Annotated in this window: 14 protein-coding genes; 3 read left to right on the plus strand and 11 right to left on the minus strand. The window is 71.8% G+C overall.

What is annotated here, in order from left to right:
- Window positions 1-19 precede the first annotated feature (19 nt).
- Complete coding sequence (locus tag ABGB11_RS16795; RefSeq protein WP_347633638.1) at window positions 20-1417, plus strand: MFS transporter; 1398 nt, start codon at window positions 20-22, stop codon at window positions 1415-1417.
- Window positions 1418-1473: 56 nt separating this feature from the next.
- On the opposite strand, the gene ABGB11_RS16800 is transcribed toward ABGB11_RS16795, so the two are convergent.
- Window positions 1474-1713: a hypothetical protein gene (locus ABGB11_RS16800; RefSeq protein ID WP_347633640.1), complete on the minus strand. Its 240-nt coding sequence runs from the start codon at window positions 1711-1713 to the stop codon at window positions 1474-1476.
- Window positions 1714-1717: 4 nt separating this feature from the next.
- On the opposite strand from ABGB11_RS16800, the gene ABGB11_RS16805 reads away from it, so the two are divergent.
- Window positions 1718-2599, plus strand: a complete 882-nt coding sequence (locus ABGB11_RS16805) for a hypothetical protein (RefSeq protein ID WP_347633642.1) — start codon at window positions 1718-1720, stop codon at window positions 2597-2599.
- Between the two features lie 54 nt (window positions 2600-2653).
- Here the strand turns inward: ABGB11_RS16805 and ABGB11_RS16810 are convergent, their stop codons facing one another.
- From ABGB11_RS16810 to topA, 10 genes are all read right to left on the minus strand, one after another.
- The gene (locus ABGB11_RS16810; RefSeq protein WP_347633644.1) at window positions 2654-3430 is read right to left on the minus strand and encodes an aldo/keto reductase; all 777 of its coding nucleotides are present in this window, start codon (window positions 3428-3430) and stop codon (window positions 2654-2656) included.
- A gap of 24 nt (window positions 3431-3454) precedes the next feature.
- Window positions 3455-4285 carry a regulatory iron-sulfur-containing complex subunit RicT gene (gene ricT / locus ABGB11_RS16815; protein ID WP_347633646.1) on the minus strand — a complete coding sequence of 277 codons (831 nt, stop codon included), beginning with the start codon at window positions 4283-4285 and terminating at the stop codon, window positions 3455-3457.
- 50 nt (window positions 4286-4335) lie between these two features.
- On the minus strand, window positions 4336-5337 hold the full coding sequence (locus tag ABGB11_RS16820; RefSeq protein WP_347633648.1) for a hypothetical protein: 1002 nt from the start codon (window positions 5335-5337) through the stop codon (window positions 4336-4338).
- Window positions 5338-5437: 100 nt separating this feature from the next.
- Window positions 5438-6283: a fructosamine kinase family protein gene (locus ABGB11_RS16825; protein ID WP_347633650.1), complete on the minus strand. Its 846-nt coding sequence runs from the start codon at window positions 6281-6283 to the stop codon at window positions 5438-5440.
- On the minus strand, window positions 6280-6759 hold the full coding sequence (locus ABGB11_RS16830; protein ID WP_347633652.1) for a low molecular weight protein-tyrosine-phosphatase: 480 nt from the start codon (window positions 6757-6759) through the stop codon (window positions 6280-6282). Before ABGB11_RS16830 ends, ABGB11_RS16825 begins: the two co-directional genes overlap by 4 nt.
- A gap of 7 nt (window positions 6760-6766) precedes the next feature.
- The gene (locus ABGB11_RS16835) at window positions 6767-6907 is read right to left on the minus strand and encodes a hypothetical protein (protein ID WP_347633654.1); all 141 of its coding nucleotides are present in this window, start codon (window positions 6905-6907) and stop codon (window positions 6767-6769) included.
- Between the two features lie 75 nt (window positions 6908-6982).
- Window positions 6983-8566 (minus strand): S8 family serine peptidase, encoded by a 1584-nt coding sequence (locus ABGB11_RS16840; RefSeq protein WP_347633656.1) that lies wholly within the window; start codon window positions 8564-8566, stop codon window positions 6983-6985.
- A gap of 302 nt (window positions 8567-8868) precedes the next feature.
- Window positions 8869-10008 carry a DNA polymerase III subunit delta' gene (locus ABGB11_RS16845; RefSeq protein WP_347633658.1) on the minus strand — a complete coding sequence of 380 codons (1140 nt, stop codon included), beginning with the start codon at window positions 10006-10008 and terminating at the stop codon, window positions 8869-8871.
- Window positions 10009-10027: 19 nt separating this feature from the next.
- On the minus strand, window positions 10028-12100 hold the full coding sequence (tmk, locus tag ABGB11_RS16850) for a dTMP kinase (protein WP_347633660.1): 2073 nt from the start codon (window positions 12098-12100) through the stop codon (window positions 10028-10030).
- A 28-nt stretch (window positions 12101-12128) separates the two neighbouring features.
- A complete protein-coding gene (topA, locus tag ABGB11_RS16855) occupies window positions 12129-14819 on the minus strand; it encodes a type I DNA topoisomerase (RefSeq protein WP_347633662.1) in 2691 nt (896 codons plus the stop codon).
- A gap of 255 nt (window positions 14820-15074) precedes the next feature.
- Between topA and ABGB11_RS16860 the strand changes: the two genes are divergently transcribed.
- Window positions 15075-15260 carry a DUF5703 family protein gene (locus tag ABGB11_RS16860; RefSeq protein ID WP_021596264.1) on the plus strand — a complete coding sequence of 62 codons (186 nt, stop codon included), beginning with the start codon at window positions 15075-15077 and terminating at the stop codon, window positions 15258-15260.
- Window positions 15261-15317 lie beyond the last annotated feature (57 nt).

Consider the following 15317-nt stretch of genomic DNA (forward strand, 5'->3'; position numbering starts at 1 on the left):
ACGGCGAACGGGGGGAACCATGTCGCATACTGCGGTCCCGGCGGCGGGTCGGCGGCCGGGCGGGGACCTGCGGGCAGGCGCCGCGTCCACCGGGACGCTGCTGGTGCTGCTCACCGGCATTTTCATCACCACGCTCGACTTCTTCATCGTCAACGTGGCGATTCCCGACATCCAGGCGGATCTGCGGGCCGGTGCGACGGCGATCCAGTGGGTCGTCGCCGGATTCGGGCTGGCTCTCGGCAGCGGGCTGATCACCGGCGGGCGGCTCGGCGACCTGTTCGGGCGCCGCCGGGTGTACGCCCTCGGGCTCGCGGCGTTCACCGTCGCGTCCCTCGCGTGCGGGCTGGCTCCCTCCCCGGGCACGTTGATCGCGTCCAGGGTCGTGCAGGGTGTCGCCGCCGCGCTGCTGATGCCGCAGGTCCTCGGCATCATCAACGGCGCGTTCAGCGGGGAGCGGCGCGCCCGCGCGTTCACGGCCTACGGCCTGGCGCTCGGCCTGGGCGGCGTGTTCGGGCAGCTCATCGGAGGCGCGCTGATCGAGGCCGACCTGTTCGGCAGCGGGTGGCGCAGCATCTTCCTGATCAACGTTCCGGTGGGCCTGGTCACGCTGGCGATGATCCGCCGGACCGTCCCGCCCCAGCCCCGCGCCACCGGCACCCGCCTGGACGTCCCCGGGACCGTCCTGGTGACGCTCGGCCTTCTCGCGCTCGTCCTGCCGCTGATCGAGGGCCGCCGGCTGGGCTGGCCGGCCTGGACGTGGACGTCGCTCGCGGCGTCGGCCGTCCTGCTGGCCGCGTTCGCCTTGTCCCAGCGCCGCAGCAGCGCGCCGCTCGTGGCCCCCGCCCTGTTCCGTGAGGCGTCGTTCCGCGTCGGCAGTTGCCTGGCGCTCGTCTACACCCTGGCGATGGCGTCGTTCTTCCTGTACCTCGCCCTGTATCTCCAGCAAGGGCGTGGCCTCACCGCGCTGGAATCAGGCCTGCTGTTCGTCTCCCTGGGCGCCGGGTACTTCGCCGCGTCCACCCGGGCCACGGCGGTCGCCGCCCGGCTGGGGCGGCAGGTCCTCGCTCTGGGCGCGGCGGTTCAGGCGCTCGGCTGCCTGCTGCTGCTGGACGCGATCGGGCATCCGATCGGCTGGCTCATCCCGGGCCTGGCGCTCGCGGGAGCGGGCATGGGGCTCGTCCTGGCGCCGCTTTCCGCGCTCGTCCTGTCGGGTGTCACCGACCGGCATGCCGCGGCGGCGGCCGGCGTCCTGTCCACGGCACAGCAGGTGGGCAACGCGCTCGGCGTCGCGCTGGTCGGCATCGTGTTCTACGAGGCCTTGGGGACCGTCCCGGACGCCTTCAAGGCGGCCCTTCTTCCGGTGATGGCCTTCTGCGGCGTGACCGCCGTCCTGGCCCAGTTCCTCCCGAAACGCTGAGCTCATGAAGTGCGGCACAGGTTCATCCCCCGGGGACGGGCCTGTACCGCGATCTTTCAACCGACGATCATGTGCCTGTGCAGGAGGGGGCCGATCCCCGCGATGCCGGCGAAGAGCCCGGCCGCGACCCAGAGGTCCCCGTGCGGCGTCGAGCGGAGCAGCCAGCTCGCGGCCAGCGCGACGACGAGGAGAGCCGCCTTGGCCACGGCGAGCCGGACGCCGACAGCCTCGGCCCGGGCCGGCTCGGACGCAGCGTCCTTCGTGCCCGGTCCCTGAGGCGCCGATGAGAGGATCATGATCATGAGCATCAGGGAGGACAATCGCCTGTGGCGGGAGGCGCTGGCCGACGGCGACGCGCGCGGCGTCGAACGGTTGCTGCGGCGCGGCATTCGGCTGAGGCTGTTGGCGCACGAATGGTCGGGATCCCTTGAGGTCGCCGAGACGGCCGAACTGCGGGGGCTTCTGCTGCTGGGCGGCGCCGGCGACGTTCCGTTCGCTGCCGACTCTCCGTGGGACATACCGGCCGGCGCGGGCCTCGCCGACGCGCTGGAGGACGTGTGGGCGCCTGTCGCCGGACGCTGTTCGGGCTTCCTCGCGGCGCTGCGCTCGGAGGTGCTCGGGCTGGCGCTGGTCGCGATGGAGGGCAGGTACCTGCTCGGGTATCTGTACCTCGCCGATCGGAGCGGGGAGTTGCCGCGCGAACTGAAGGACCTGGCGCCGTACACGGGGTCGAACTCTCTGGACGTGCTGTGGGGGACGGCCCCGACCCGTCTCGGCCCGGCCGACGTCGTCCCGCTGCTGGATGAGCCGCTCCCCGCGGGAGTTCGTGACCTCGCCGCGGTCCACGCCTCCCTCACGTCGTTCGACTTCGATCTGTGCCTGGACCACTTCACCACGACGCTCGGCGCTTCGACCCTCGCGGACTACGAGGGAGAAGACCCCGGCGACTACGACGAGGACGACGATTTCGTCCGCGCGGTGAACGGCGAGTTCGACCGCTGGATACGGTTCTGCACGTGCGACTCCGCCGCCGAGGCCTACTTCCTGGACATGGCCGACCGCGACCCCGACGGCATCCCCCGGGTCGCGCTGTCGAGCATCAACGGCACCTCCCAGCGCCCCGGCGACTCCCTCTGGAACTGGCTCGATAAGGCAGTGCCATCCTTGCTCTTCTGCGTATGAGCATGGTTGACACACCCCGGGCGTCAGCAACGCCCAGCATGTAGGCGGGGTCGGTCAGGCGGTTCGGGTCAGGGAGTCGATGGCGGCGACGTCTTCCTTGGTGAGGGCGAAGCCGTCCAGGTCGAAGTTGCTTGCGATGCGCTCCCGGCGTGAGGAACGGGGCAGGATCACGATGTCGTGTTCCAGATGCCAGCGCAGGACGACCTGGGCGGTGGTGACGCCGTACCGCTCTGCGATTCCGGTAAGGACCGGATCGCGTAGGTCGGTGTTCTTCAGGCCGCTGTAGCCCTCCACAACGACCCCTCGGCGCCGGTGCTCCTCAAGCAGGGACGGGTCGTGCTGCGCGGGGCTCCACGGGATCTGGTTGACCGCCGGCCGCTCTCCGGTGGCCTCGGTCACCAGGTCGATCTGCGCCGGGCTGAAGTTGCTGACGCCGACAGTGCGGGCCAGCCCTGCGTCCCTGGCGGACACCAGTTCGCGCCACGTCGGGACGAGGTCGTCCCGTCCGGTCGGCCAGTGGATCAGCCAGAGGTCGACGTAAGCGGTGTCGAGTAGGCGGAGGCTCGACTCCAGGGTGCGGCGGGCGTGCCGCGCGTCCTGCGGCATCAGCTTGGTCGTGATGAAGACCTGCTCCCGGTCGACGTCGCTGTCCTTGACGGCCCTGCCGACGTCCGCCTCGTTCCTGTACAACGTCGCGGTGTCGATGTGCCGGTAGCCGATGTCGAGCGCCGCGCGCACCGACTCGTAGGCCGTCTTCGGCCGCAGCTGCCACGTCCCGAAACCGATCATCGGGAGCGGGGTGTCGCCGGGCAGGTTCACGGTTCGCGTCATGCCTCGCATTCTGCCCACTCGCCGTCAGCCGTCGTCGGAGCCCGGGTTGTGCATCGCGTCGTGTTGCTGGCGGGGGGAGCAGACCGAGGCCGAGGGGCAGGAGCAGCGGCCGCCGCTGTTGAGGCGGACGGTGACCTTGTCCGCGGGGACGTTGCGGCCCACGACCTGGCCGGGGCCGTTCGGGGTGTCGACGCGGGAGCCCAGGGACGGCATGCGCTCGTGCGCCTTGACGTAGAGCGGGTGCTCGTACTTGAGGCAGCACATCAGGCGGCCGCAGGCGCCGGCGATGCGGAGCGGGTTGACGGGGAGGTCCTGCTCCTTCGCCATGCGGACGGAGACGGGCTCGAAGTCCTTGAGGAAGGTGGCGCAGCACAGGTCGCGGCCGCAGGGGCCGATGCCGCCCTGGAGGCGGGCCTCGTCGCGCGGGCCGACCTGGCGGAGCTCGACGCGGGCCTTGATGCCGCGGGCCAGGTCGCGGACGAGGGCGCGGAAGTCGACCCGGTGCGGAGCGGTGAAGTAGATCTTGAAGACGTTGTCGGTGTCGAGGTAGTCGACGCCGATGACCTTCATCGGGAGGTCGTGCTTGCGGATCAGGCGCTTGGCGATGGCGCGGCCCTCGGCACGGCGGCGGCGGTTGGCCTCGTCGCGGGCGAGGTGCTCGTCGGCGGCGGGGCCGGCGCACTCGGGCAGGCCGCCGATGTCGTCGGACACCCACTGCGGCGCCCACACGCACTCGGCGACCTCGGGCCCGGAGTCGGTCGGGACGAGGACCTTGTCGCCGACCTTCGGGCTGTGCGGGCCCGGGTCGAGGTAGTAGAGGCGGCCGTAACGGGTGAAGCTGACTGCCATCACCATGCCCACGGTTTTCGCTCCGTTCGCCCGATTCCGTGGGTCCACTCTAGGTCTCACCAGGCGACGTCGGCGAGATCCTCTCCGGGGACGGCGGCGACGCCCTGCGCGTACAGGTCACCGGCGGTCGCGATGAGACTGTTGCTCGTGTGGGCGATGTCCAGGCCGGTGAGGGCGCCCTTCACCTTCTGGGTCCACAGCGTCTTCTCGGGCTTTCCCTGAAGCGTGTACGCCTGGAGGGTGAGTTCGGAGTTCTTCACCGCGCCCGTGATGACGGAGTTGCCGTCCCGGCTCAGGACGGCGTTGGTGGCGCCCTTGGGCAGCGTCATCACGGCCTTGCTGGCCTTGAGGTCGCCTGCGGGGCCGTTGGTGTCGAGGGTGCGGACCTGGCGCTTCGGGGATCCGGCCGACGTCCAGACGAAGGAGAGCGTGTCGCCGGACCAGGAGAGGCTGCCGATGCGGGCGCGGAGCTTCGTCGTCCACACCTTGTGGGCGCCGCTCGCGGGCGAGACGACGTCCACGCGGCCCCGGGCGCCCTTGTAGGTGACGTAGGCGATGCGGCCGCCGTCCGGGCTGACGGCGAGTTCCGACCATGCGGTGGACGCGCCCGGGACGCTGATCTTGGGGACGTCCGTCAGGCTCTTCGGGCGCCCGTCGTCACCCAGCCGGAGGCGCTGGAACGTGACGCCGCGGCCGCCGTAGGAGGCGACGATGTAGGAGCCGTCCTTGACCGCGGCGACGCGGTGGAAGCGGCGGCCCGCCGGGGCGGCCACGGGCAGCCCGACGTTCGCGCCGGTGTGGACGTCCCGGACGAGCAGCGCGGTGCCCGGCGCGGTGATGCCGACGACGAACGCCGGCTCCGTCCGCTCGGCCTTGGCCGCGGGCTTGGCCTCGTGCTTGTCCTCGCCGGCCCGCTGGTGGCGGTGCACCACGTCCACGCTCCCGCCGATGAACAGGGCCGCCGCCGCGGCCATGCAGAGGGGGATGAGGCCCTTCCACGAGCCGAGCCGGTCCCCCGGGTCCTGGCGCCTGCCACCGTTCATGGGCTTGTCTCGCACCTGCCTTCCTGCGGATCGCCCGTCGTTTCTATCTCATTTACATCGCCACAAACACCCATGAATGCGGAGTTACCACTTCGCAGTGAAGTCGCAAGCCGCCTCAGCCGAGCGCCGCGCGGGCCGCGTCGGCCAGGGACGCCCTGTAGGGCGCGCCGAACAGGGCCACATGGACGAGCAGCGGGTGCAGCTGGTGCAACGGGACGCGGGAACGCCATCCGTTCGCCAAGGGCGCCGCCTCATCGTAGGCGGCCAGGATCGTGTCCAGGTGCGGGGTCCCGAAGAGCGCCATCATCGCCAGGTCCGTCTCGCGGTGCCCGCCGTGCGCTGCCGGGTCGACCAGCAGCGCGCGCTCGTCCGTCCACAGGATGTTCCCGGACCACAGGTCGCCGTGGATACGGGACGGTGGCTCCGGCGGCCCGGCGAGCGTCTCCACGTCCTCCAGGACGCGCTCGATGAGACGGACGTCACTCGACGACAGGTGCCGCGCGCCGAGCCGCAGGAACGGTTCGAGGCGGCGTTCGGCGTACCAGGCGGGCCAGGCGCGATCGTCGAGGGTGTTGTCGAGCGGCAGATCGGCGATGTAGCCGTCCCAGGGCGCCCCGTAGGAGCCCGGACGGTTCCCGGTGTGCAGGGCGGCCAGTTCGCGCCCCAGCCGTTCAGCGGCGGCCGGGGACGGCGACCCCGGGGGCAGCCACGGCAGGACGAGCATGTGGTCGTCCGCGGCGACGACCTCCGGGACGGGCGCTCCAGGGCCCGCCTCGCCCAGCCACCGCAACCCGGCGGCCTCCGCGGCGAACACGCCGGCCTGGTCGGACGCCGCCTTGACGAACACCTCGCGGCCGTCCGCCAGAGCGGCCCTGTGCAGCCTCCAGGAGTGGCTGGGACCGAGATCGCGCAGGTCGTCGACCGCGGTCCCGAGCAGCCGTCCCAGCCGCACCGCGCTCACGCCTCCTTGAGCGCCGCGCGGATCTCCTCCAGGAGGCCGGGCATCGCCGCCTCCACCTGCTCCAGGACGAGGTCGAATTCGGCGCGGTCACCGTAGTAGGGGTCGGGGACGTCGAGGTCGCCGTCCGCGTCCGGGTCGAACTCGCGCAGCAGCCGGACCTTGCCGCGCGCCTCCCCGTCCGGTGCCATCGCCCGCAGCGCCCGCCGGTGCCCCTCGTCCAGAGCCAGGATCAGGTCGTACCGGGCGAACCAGCCGGGCTCGAACTGCCGCGCGATGTGCGCCGAGCGGTACCCGGCCCGCTCCAGCGTCTCGACCGTCCGCTCGTCGGCGCCGTCGCCCACATGCCAGTTGCCGGTGCCCGAACTGTCGACCTCGACGTCCAGCCCCCCTTCCTCGACGTGGTGGCGCAGGACCCACTCGGCCATCGGGGAGCGGCAGATGTTGCCCGTGCAGACGAACGTGACGCGGTACGACATCCCACCATCATGCCCCAGGGCGGGGCGGCACGATGACGACCTCCTGCACGCCCGGGGTGCTGGTCAGCGACGCCTTGACCGCCTCGGCCGCCGTGGTGTCGACGCGCACGTGCAGCGAATCGGGAACGCCGCCGGAAGGTCCCGGCACGAAGAACGCGGCCCCCGGCGTGATCGCCGGGGGCCGCGTCCTGGGGTGGCCTGGAAGGGATGGCCTAGAGCAGGGTCACCGCGAGACCGCGTTCAGCGCGTCCACGACACCGCTTCCGAAGAAGCCGTTCTGCCCCTTCGAACCCTCGCACGTCTGCGTCGAGGTGTGCTTGACCCACTCGCCGTTCTCGCCCTGGGTGTACCAGACGTACTCGACGGTCCGCGGGCTCGGGCACGCCTTGGGAGTCGCGGTGCCGCGCAGCACCTGCTCGACGGCGCGCGGGTCCATGGTCAGGCCGCCGCGGCGGTCCCGGTGCCCGTACTTGCTGACGATGAGCGAGGCGACCCCGACGGCGTGCGGCGACGCCATCGACGTGCCCTGGATCGACTGGTAGTAGGCGCACTTGTCGCCCTTGCAGCTGCGGATGAGGTAGGGCACCTTCGGCGTGCCGTCGGCGTTCAGCTCACCGCGGGCCTTCGCGAGCCGCTCGGGGTAGGCCGCCCAGATGCCGCCCTTGTCGTCCGGACGCTGGTTCGCGTTGTCGACCTTGTCGCCGCCGGGCGCCGCCACCGCGACGTAGCCGTTGCCGAAGCTGCTGTAGTACGACTTGCGGCCGCTCGGCCCGGTCGCCGAGATCGGGATGACGTGCTCGCCCTCGGACGGCATCGACACGCAGCTCGCCGGCACCGTCCGCTCGTACGGGGCCTCGCCCGGCGTGGACGGGAAGTCGGGGCTGCTCGCGTCCTCGTTCGTCTTGGTGTAGTCGACGAGGTCGTTGCCCGCCGCGGAGATCAGCGTGACGCCGCGCCGGTGCGCGAAGTCCAGGGCGCGCTGCGCGGCCTTGATGATCGTCCGCTGCTCCAGCCGGGCCTCGGGGCTGTCGGCCGGGTTGTTGCCGCAGTTCCAGAGCCACGGGTCGATGTAGTAGCTCATGTTGACGACGTCGATGCCGTTCTTGGCCGCGTAGGTCAGGCCGTCGACGGTCGGCTGGAGGAAGAAGTAGCCGGAGTCCTGGCCGACGCGCAGGTTGACGATCGACACGTTCGGCGCGACGCCCGCCATGCCGAGGCCGTTGCGCGGCGAGGCGATCGTGGACGCGACGTGCGTGCCGTGGTCGTTGTCGTCCCAGTCGTTCGGGTCGACGCACGAGGTGAACTCGCACGGCCCGTCGACCTCGTCGCCGTTGGCGTCGGTCGGGATGTCGTGGGTGAAGTTGCGGCTGAGCTTCCGGTTGAAGTTCGGCGCGATGTCCGGGTGGTCGCCGTCCACGCCGGTGTCGAGGACGCCGACCAGCACGCGCCTGTCACCCGGCTCCTTCTTGTACGAGCCGTCCGCCGTCGCGTGGATCTGCTTCATGTCCCACTGCAGGTCCGCGAGCGGCTCGGTGTCCTTGGACGGCTTGCCCGCCAAGGAGAGCTTGTTCGTGGCGCCGTTCGTGACGCCGGCGAGCTTCTCGACCTTCGCGGCCTTCTTCTTGGTCTTCGGCGCCTCGCCGATGACCCGGTTGTGCGCGACGCCCTCCAGCTCCCGCTGGTTCATCACGGCGCGGATGAACCCCGGGTTGCTCGACCGGACGGTCGCGACGCCCACGTCGCGGTTCTCGTGGACGACCTTGCCTCCGGCCGCCTTCACGGCACGGTGGGCCCTGCCCGTGGACACGCCCTCCTTGTAGAGGACGACGTACTCCGACGCCTCACCCTTCGCCTGCGATGGGTTCGGAGCCGCTGACACTGGATACGCGAGGGCCGCCATGGTGGCGACGGCGCACGCGGCGGAAATCAAGGCTCGCCGCAAGGCAGACCTCCTGGCCGTGGGGGTGAATAGCCCGTTTTCTGTTGATCAGCCAGGAGACGTTACGTGTGCGCTTGTTGAGAGACGCGTACGGAAATGTAACGAATAGGGACATCTCTTGTAAGCGCGGGAACAAGAGCGGGAACGGGAGCGTCCCGGCCGGTGCGAGGTCAGCCGGTGCGGAGCGCGAGCGTGAGGGCCTCGAACGCCAGCTGCGGGTTGACGTTCGCCGCCAGCCGCTCCCGGCAGTCCATGATCGCGTCAAGGCGGCGCAGGGTGTCCTCCGGACGGCCCTTCCCCGCCGCCGTCCGCAGCTCCGGCCCGAGCTCGATGTTGACCAGCTCGCCGCCCGCCCCGATCTGGAGCGTCAGCAGGTCGCGGTAGTAGGACGCGAGGTCGAGCAGCGTCCGGTCCAGGGCGTCCCGCAGGACGCGCGTCGCCCGCGACTTCTGCCGGGCTTCGAGGTCCTTGAGGGCGCCCGCCGTGCCGCGCGGCATGCGGCCCTTCTCGCTCTCGCCGAGCGCCTTGCGCAGCGCGGACGTCTCGGTCTCGTTCAGCTCCGCCGTCTGCGCGTCCCGCTCCGCCTCCGCCGCCTTCACGAGGGTCTCCGCCGCCGCGACCGCCGGGCTCACCCCGGTCAGCCGCCGCGGGATCGCCACCACGCCGTCGCGCACCTCCCGCATCGCCGGGTCGGCGGCGAGGCGGCGGGCCCGGCTGATGTGGCCCTGCGCGGCCCGCGCCACCACGTCGGCGGTGCCGCGGTCGACGCCGTCCCGCTGGACGAGGAAGTCCGCGATCGCCGCGATCGGCGGGGTCTGCAGCGTCACCAGCCGGCAGCGGGACCGGATCGTCACCAGCAGGTCCTCCGGCGACGGCGTGCACAGCAGCCACACCGTCCGCGCCGGCGGCTCCTCGATCGCCTTCAGCAGCGCGTTCGCGGCGCCCTCGGTGGCCCGGTCGGCGTCCTCGAACAGCACCACCTGCCAGCGGCCCCCGCTCGGCGACGACGACGCCCGCAGCACGAGCGACCGCGCGTCCTTGACGCCGAACGACAGTCCCTCCGGGCGGACGACCTCGACGTCCGCGTGCGTCCCCTGGAGGACCTGGTGGCAGGACGTGCAGTGCCCGCACCCGCGCGGCGTCTGCGTGCACTGCAGCGCCGCCGCGAACGCCCGCGCGGCGGCGACGCGGCCGGAACCGGGCGGCCCGGTGAACAGCCACGCGTGCGCCACGCCGCCCGTCCCGCCGGCGGCCGCGGACAGCTGCTCGATGACGGGCTCCTGCCCGACCAGGTCGTCCCACACGCTCATGGGAGAGAGGCTAGCCGGGTCAGTAGTCGGTGATGACCGGGAACGTGCTCGTGGCGTCCTCGGTGCCCGCCGGGATCGGGTCGGGCAGGATCTCGCGGATCCGGTACTGGATCTCGCGGGTCAGCTCGGCCTGCGGACGGCTCGCGTCCAGGATGAGGTAGCGGTCCGGGTCGGCCTCGGCGAGCGCGCGGAACCCGGCGCGGACGCGCTCGTGGAAGTCCGCCGACTCCGACTCCATCCGGTCGGCGGGGGCCGACAGCCGGCCGAGGCCCGCCTGCGGCGGGATCTCCAGCAGGACAGTCAGGTCCGGGACGAGGCCGCCGGTCGCCCACGCGTTGACGCGGGCGATGTCCTCCACGGCCTGCTGCCGGCCGAACCCCTGGTAGGCCAGGGACGAGTCGACGTAGCGGTCGCTGACCACGATCGCGCCGCGGTCCATCGCCGGCCTGATCACGTTGGCGACGTGGTCGGCGCGGTCCGCGGCGTACAGCAGGGTCTCGCCGCGGGCGGACAGGCCGGTGGTGTCGCGGTCGAGCAGCATCGCCCGCAGCCGCATCCCGATCTTGGTGGCGCCGGGCTCGTGCGTCGTGACGACGTCGTAGCCGTGGTCGCGGAGCCAGATCGCGGCGAGCCGCGCCTGGGTCGTCTTGCCCGCGCCCTCGCCGCCCTCGAACGCGATGAACACGCCGCGGTTCCGGTGGACGGGCTGCTGGGGCGCGGCGGCGGCCTGCTCGGGCGGGATGTAGATCTCGCCGTGCAGGGCGGCGCGCACGTCGGGGACGAGCGGGATACCGCGCCGGTCGTCCAGCCGCCGGTACGCCAGAAGGCCGGACACCAGCGCGACCACGGCCGCGACCAGCAGCGCGACGCCGGACCCGTGGACGTCGTACACGCCGCCGCCGAGGTCGAGGCGATGCGAGCCGACGGCCCCGGCGATCAGCGGGACGGCGACGGACGCGAGGAGCACGGCGACCAGAGCTACCGACCGCAGGTAGGCGGACGGGCGGGTGTCCTCCGGCGCGTCGGGGTCGTTCACCGCGGCCTTGGCGTTCGACCAGGCGGCCCCGGCGAACACCCCGAGGAACGCCGTCACGAACACCACGACGACGAGGTTCTGGACGAGGGCGAGCACGGCCAGCGCCGGCGCGGCGGCGATCACGGCGAGGCCGAGGAGGCGCCGGCGGCTGAACGGGACGAGGACGCGCGGCCCGAGGAACAGCCCGAAGCCGGTGCCGGCCGTGAGCCCGGTCAGCACGGTGCCGTAGCCGGCGTCGCCGCCGCCCAGCGCACCGGCGTGGACGCGGGCCGCGGCGGCGATCGCGCCGGCCGTGACGGACGCGCCGGCGATCGCGAGGCCGAGCCCGCGGGCGGCGGCCGTCCCCGGCCCCTGGAAGATCAGCTTCAGCGGCGCGCCGGCCGCGGCGGGCTCGGCGAACGGGATCTCGCGGATCGTGGCGGCGGCGCCGGCCGAGGCCAGGAACACGGCGGCGGTCACGTAGAGGGCGAGGTCGGCGCGGGAGCCGGTGCCGAGCGTCCCGTCCGCGACGAGGGCGAGGACGGCGAACAGCAGCGCGGCGGCGGGCGCCGGGGCGAAGACCACGCGGGTCGCGGCGCGGCGGGCGGCGGCGCGCAGCTCCTCGTCCGGGACCAGGGCGGGCAGGGACGCGCGCGCCGCCGGGAACCACACCAGGCTCAGGCAGGACACGAGGAACGCCGCGGCCAGCGTCCACGGCAGCATGCCGACGAGCGGCACGGTGACGACGACCACCAGCCGCAGCACGTCCGCGATCATCAGCATCAGCCGGCGGTCGACGCGGGCGGCGAGCAGGCCGCCGAGCGGCGCGAGCAGCACCGCGGGCAGCAGCATCAGCGCCAGCGTGCCGCCGGCCGCCTGCGCCTGCGTCGCGGCGCCGTCGTCGCGGGTGAGCGTCACCGCCATCGCGGTCAGCGCGGGCACGCTGAGCCACTGCGCGAGGCAGGACAGCGTGAGCACGCTCCGCAACCGGCGGAACGGCCCGATCGAGGACAGTGACGAAACGCCCGGCGGCGGTGACGCTGCGGGGTGCGGCCGGGATGCGCCCGTTCTGGTCATGTCGGTCAGGGTATCGGCGTGGATGTCCCTAGGAGCCGGACTTTGCGGAGGTTCGACGGCGCGTCGTCGTCTTCTTCTTCCCGCCGCCCGCGGCCACCTTCTCCCGGCGCTCCGCGAGGAGCTCGGCGGCGCGCTGGATCGTGATCGACTCGACCTCGTCGCCCTTACGCAGGCTGGCGTTCGTCTCACCGTCGGTGACGTACGGGCCGAACCGGCCCTCCTTCACCACCACCGGCTTCTCGCTCGCCGGATCCTTGCCCAGCTCGCGGAGCGGCGCCGCCGCCGCGGCCCGCCGTCCGCGCTGCTTGGGCTGCGCGAACAGCTCCTTCGCCTGCTCCAGCGTGACGGTGAACAGCTCCTCCTCGGAGCCGAGCGACCGGCTGTCGGTGCCCTTCTTGATGTAGGGACCGAACCGGCCGTTCTGCGCGGTCACGGGCTCGCCGTCCAGCTCACCCAGCGTGCGCGGCAGCGACAGCAGCTTCAGCGCGTCGTCGAGCGTGATCGTGTCGAGCGACATCGACTTGAACAGCGACCCGGTGCGCGGCTTGGGGGCGTCGGCCTTCTTCGTCCGCTTCTTCCCCTCGGCGGGCGGCGCCGGCTCGGGCAGGATCTCGGTGACGTACGGCCCGAACCGCCCCGACTTGGCGACGATCGTGTGGCCCGTCTCCGGGTCCTTGCCGAGCTCCCGGTCGCCCGACGGCTGCGCCATCAGCTCCTCGGCCTTCTCGGCGGTCAGCTCGTCCGGCGCGATGTCGTCGGGGATGTTGACGCGCTCCCCGTCGCGGTCGAGGTAGGACCCGTACCGGCCGACCCGCACCACGATGTCGGTGCCCTTGATCGGGAACGAGCTGATGCCCTTGGCGTCGATGTCGCCGATGTCGCCGACCAGCTCCTTCAGGCCCTCCTCACCGTTGTCGCCGAAGTAGAACCGGGTCAGCCAGCGGACGCGCTCGGCCTCGCCACGGGCGATCTCGTCGAGACCGTCTTCCATGTGCGCGGTGAAGTCGTAGTCGACCAGGTTGCCGAAGTGCTGCTCCAGCAGGTTGACCACGGCGAACGCCAGGAACGACGGGACGAGCGCCGTGCCCTTCTTGAACACGTACTCGCGCGCCAGGATCGTCCCGATGATCGAGGCGTAGGTGGACGGGCGGCCGATCTCCCGCTCCTCCAGCTCCTTGACCAGGCTGGCCTCGGTGTAGCGGGCAGGCGGGCGGGTCGAGTGGCCCTCCGCGTCCACCGCGTCCGCGGTCAGCGGGTCGCCCTCGGCCAGGTTCGGCAGCCGCCGCTCCTGGTCGTCCCGGTCGGTGGACGGGTCGTCCGAGCTCTCCACGTACGCCTTGAGGAACCCGTGGAACGTGATCGTCTTGCCGGTCGCGCCGAACTCGGCCCGCTCGTTCCGCGTCGAGAGCCCGGTCACGCGGACCGACACCGACTGGCCCACCGCGTCCTTCATCTGGGACGCGATCGTCCGCTTCCAGATCAGCTCGTAGAGGCGGAACTGGTCGCCGGACAGGCCCGTCTCGGCCGGCGTCCGGAACGTGTCGCCCGCCGGGCGGATCGCCTCGTGCGCCTCCTGCGCGTTCTTCACCTTGGACGCGTAGACGCGCGGCTTGTCCGGAACGTACTCGCCGCCGAACAGGCTCGCCGCCTGCCTGCGGGCCGCCGTTATCGCCGTCTCCGACAGCGTGATCGAGTCGGTTCGCATGTAGGTGATGAAGCCGTTCTCGTACAGCTTCTGCGCGACCGACATCGTGTACTTCGCGGAGAAGTTCAGCTTGCGGCTGGCCTCCTGCTGGAGGGTCGTCGTCCGAAACGGAGGGTACGGGCGGCGCGTGTACGGCTTGCGCTCGACCGACTTGACCTCGTACGGGCGGTCACGCAGCCGCTCCGCCAGGCCGCGGGCGGCGGCCTCGTCCAGGTGCAGCGCGTCCCGGGTCTTCAGGGTGCCGTCGGACGCGAAGTCGCGCCCCTGCGCGACGCGCCTGTCGTCGACCGAGACGAGCCCGGCCTTGAAGACCTTCGGCTCCTCGTCCCTGCCCGTGTCGAACTGCGCCGCGATGTCCCAGTAGTGGGCGGGCACGAACGCGATCCGCTCCCGCTCCCGCTCGACGACCAGGCGCGTCGCCACCGACTGCACGCGGCCCGCCGACAGCTTCGGCATGACCTTCTTCCACAGGACGGGGCTGACCTCGTACCCGTAGAGGCGGTCCAGGATCCGGCGCGTCTCCTGCGCGTCCACCAGCCGCATGTTCAGCTGGCGCGGGTTCGCGGCGGCGCGCTGGATCGCGTCCTTGGTGATCTCGTTGAAGACCATCCGGTGCACGGGGACCTTCGGCTTCAGGACGTCCTGGAGGTGCCAGGCGATCGCCTCGCCCTCCCGGTCCTCGTCCGTCGCGAGGAACAGCTCGTCCGCCTCCGCGAGGAGCTTCTTGAGCTTCTGCACCTGCTGCCGCTTGTCGGTGTTGACCACGTAGAGCGGCTCGAAGTCCTGCTCGACGTTCACGCCGAGCTTGGCCCACGGCTCGCCCTTGTACTTGGCCGGCACCTCCGAGGCGCTTCCCGGGAGGTCCCGGATATGGCCGATACTGGACTCCACGATGTAGCCACGGCCCAGGTACCCGGCGATCGTCTTCGCCTTCGCGGGCGACTCGACGATCACCAGGCGGGTCCCGGAGCCGTTGCCCCGGCCACTGTTCGCGGTGCCGTTCTTGGCTGGCACAGTCGCTCCAACCTCGCTGTCTCGGTCCTCTTACTCAGGCTCTTTCTTACCGGCTTCGTACAACGTCGCATGGCGGCGCGTTCAATCCCGTGGGTCCTCCCCGCCGCCCTTGCGATCATCGTGCCGCCCCCGTGGAGGGACGGGATTCTCACCGTCGCGCGCCTCCGACAGGATGACATGCCCCCGGCCGCCGCGCGGACGCAGACGCCGCAGTCGGGTGCCGCACGCCCGGTCGACCACGTAATAATGGTCTCAATGGCGGAGTACACCTACCTCGTCCTGTCACTGCCGCGCGGCACCACGCGTGATACCGCCCGGCAGATCCTCACCGAGCACGCGGAACGCGGCGGCTGGGAGATCGATCGGTTGCGCCTGTACCCGGACGGCCGCCGCCGTATTCAGCTTCGCCGCAAGGTCATCCGCGCCGTCCGCACGTTCTGACCGTTCCCCCGTGGTGTCGCCCGGAGCGTAGCACCACGTTCGGTCCACTTGACGCAT

The sequence above is a fragment of the Actinomadura sp. B10D3 genome (genome assembly GCF_039871695.1).
Lineage (GTDB): Bacteria > Actinomycetota > Actinomycetes > Streptosporangiales > Streptosporangiaceae > Spirillospora > Spirillospora madurae.